Genomic DNA, 1,996 nt, shown 5'->3' with positions numbered 1-1,996 from the left:
AAAATCAAAAACTTCTAGAAACATTGATCTATCAGGGTTTCTAGAAGTTTTTTTAGTTATCTATGAATAATTCGGGGTTATGTGTCTGATAGTTTGTTGGGTGGTTACAAACCGCTGAATGGTTCCGGTGTTGTTCTAACAGCGACTGTACCAGCAGACTGGCGGACTGCGATCTACTCTTACTATGCTGTTCCAGTTGAGGGACATGAGGACCTCTTGTTGGTGACTTCTTATATGAGTAACCGTAGTGAGGTTGCCGGAGTGGGAAATAACTCAACCATGTCTCCAAGCTTCCTCATCCAAGTCTTGCCAGATGGGCAAACCCGTGTTCTCGCTCATATGACTGAACAAGGGGACTGGATTTGGGATGAAACTAGTCAGTCTGACCGTATGATGGGAGACGAAGAAACTTCTCGCCTTCCAGGTGAAGACTTCATCGTTGACTGGTCTCGTATTGGCTACTATTCTTATGGACGCAATGGTCAGCTAAAACGGATCTATCAACCAGAAATGCCAGTGGTTGTAAAAACATCAACTCCTGAGAAACCGGCTGAAGTTGTTCCAACAGTGGTCAAAACTGAAAAAGCCTTGCCGAAGACTGGAACCGAAGATGCTTCTTCGATGGTCGTAGTAGGTACAGTTGTAGGCTTGCTAGCAACCCTTTCAACTGTAAAAAGCAAACGCAAAAAAGCCTAGTTTGGAATAAGGAACTGTTAAGTTTCGCTTTTTAGACAGGATTGAATCAATAGCCTCACTTGGAGCATTTCTAAGTGAGGCTATTTTTGTCTTTCATGGAATCATTCCCGTTGTTTTGAATCTCAGTTCTGATGGGGGTTACTGAACTGCAAAAAGAAAAATCGCCAGGGTAAAGTAGCGATTTTTCCCTTTTGTGAGCTTCAATACAATGTCTCACTATGAAAATTATAACCTTGAATTGTCAACTCAAGTGCAACAAGTCAGCTGCGTACTAGAATTCTATGGCTTAAGCTATTTGAGCGAGCTCTTCATCGGTTAGTGGATTGAAAGATTGCCTCTTGGTGATAAATTCTCTGAGGAGTCCATTGAAATGCTCATTTTTCTCTCTTTCGTGCGATGAATAGGGATGAGCAAAAGAAACATCGACGCTCGTTAGTTCTGATAAGTGACTAAATTCAGAGCTGTTATCAGATGTAATGGAAGTAATAGGATATCTTTCAACCAAGACCTGCACAGTTTTCTTGATAGTTTCAGATTGTTTGTTCGGTAACTTATAGGCCAAAGCAAAGCGAGTCTGACGTTCCACTAAAGTCATTACAACAGCTTCTTCAAGCTTCTCAAAAGAAAATTGATGAGTACTTGTCTAGTTTCAGACAAACACTCTTTTTGCGATTTTCTTCGTAGACAAGCTGAGCTCTATCTGCAAAATAAGCCTTGTAAATCGAAACTAATATCTAATGAGAGGTCTAATCATCACTGTTTTCGAATAGATTTTCCCACTGTGTAATGGAGGCTGGAAGAATTGATTTATAATTGTTATAAAAAGATAATAAATCACTATCATCGATCCGAATTACACTCTCAATCTGATCTAAGTTTATTATTTTAGGAGCATGTAAATAGACTAAATAGCCTTCATCTACATATTGTTTAAATTCCAAAGCATCTAGTTCTCTTGCTTTTTTTCCTTTCACTTGAACGACTGCTTTCCTTGGGGAGTCAACATCTCTTGAAAGCATTTCACATTCAATTTTTATAGTTGTTGATTTCTTTGCAATGGAATTAGAAAGGACATAGTAATTTTCCTTGACTTGAAGATATGAAATAACGAGTTCTTCCAAATCAAAATCAGGTAGATTATCAAGCAAATCTCCTTTATACGAAGTCACTTTATAGTAGTTGCTTTTTGATAACTGATTAAAAGCTATCTTTGAATATTCTTTTGGGCACCTCTAAAAACTCATACTTATTGTCGCCTTATTTCAAATAAGTAGGTATTCCTATTTGGTAGTGCGGACGT

General features: G+C 38.5%; 2 protein-coding genes and 2 pseudogenes. 2 read left to right on the top strand and 2 right to left on the bottom strand.

The genetic code is table 11. From position 1 onward, the window contains the following. Positions 1-66: 66 nt before the first annotated feature. Together N4310_RS08270 and N4310_RS08265 are read left to right on the top strand one after the other, a co-directional pair. A pseudogene (locus tag N4310_RS08270) lies at positions 67-561 on the top strand (glycoside hydrolase family 68 protein); the annotation flags it as partial. A gap of 6 nt (positions 562-567) precedes the next feature. Then, entirely contained in the window at positions 568-696 is a 129-nt protein-coding gene (locus N4310_RS08265; RefSeq protein WP_420832910.1) for an LPXTG cell wall anchor domain-containing protein, read from the top strand. A 286-nt stretch (positions 697-982) separates the two neighbouring features. On the opposite strand, the pseudogene N4310_RS08260 reads toward N4310_RS08265, so the two are convergent. Together N4310_RS08260 and N4310_RS08255 are read right to left on the bottom strand one after the other, a co-directional pair. Further along, positions 983-1,303, bottom strand: a pseudogene (locus tag N4310_RS08260) (IS30 family transposase); the annotation flags it as partial. 139 nt (positions 1,304-1,442) lie between these two features. Then, positions 1,443-1,844, bottom strand: a complete 402-nt coding sequence (locus N4310_RS08255) for a hypothetical protein (protein WP_262092797.1) — start codon at positions 1,842-1,844, stop codon at positions 1,443-1,445. Between the last annotated feature and the right edge of the window lie 152 nt (positions 1,845-1,996).

The sequence above is a fragment of the Streptococcus danieliae genome (assembly GCF_025447695.1).
In the GTDB taxonomy this organism is placed as follows: domain Bacteria; phylum Bacillota; class Bacilli; order Lactobacillales; family Streptococcaceae; genus Streptococcus; species Streptococcus danieliae.
Note: the sequence above shows the minus strand (reverse complement) of the source record. Positions and strands in the feature narration are given on the sequence as shown.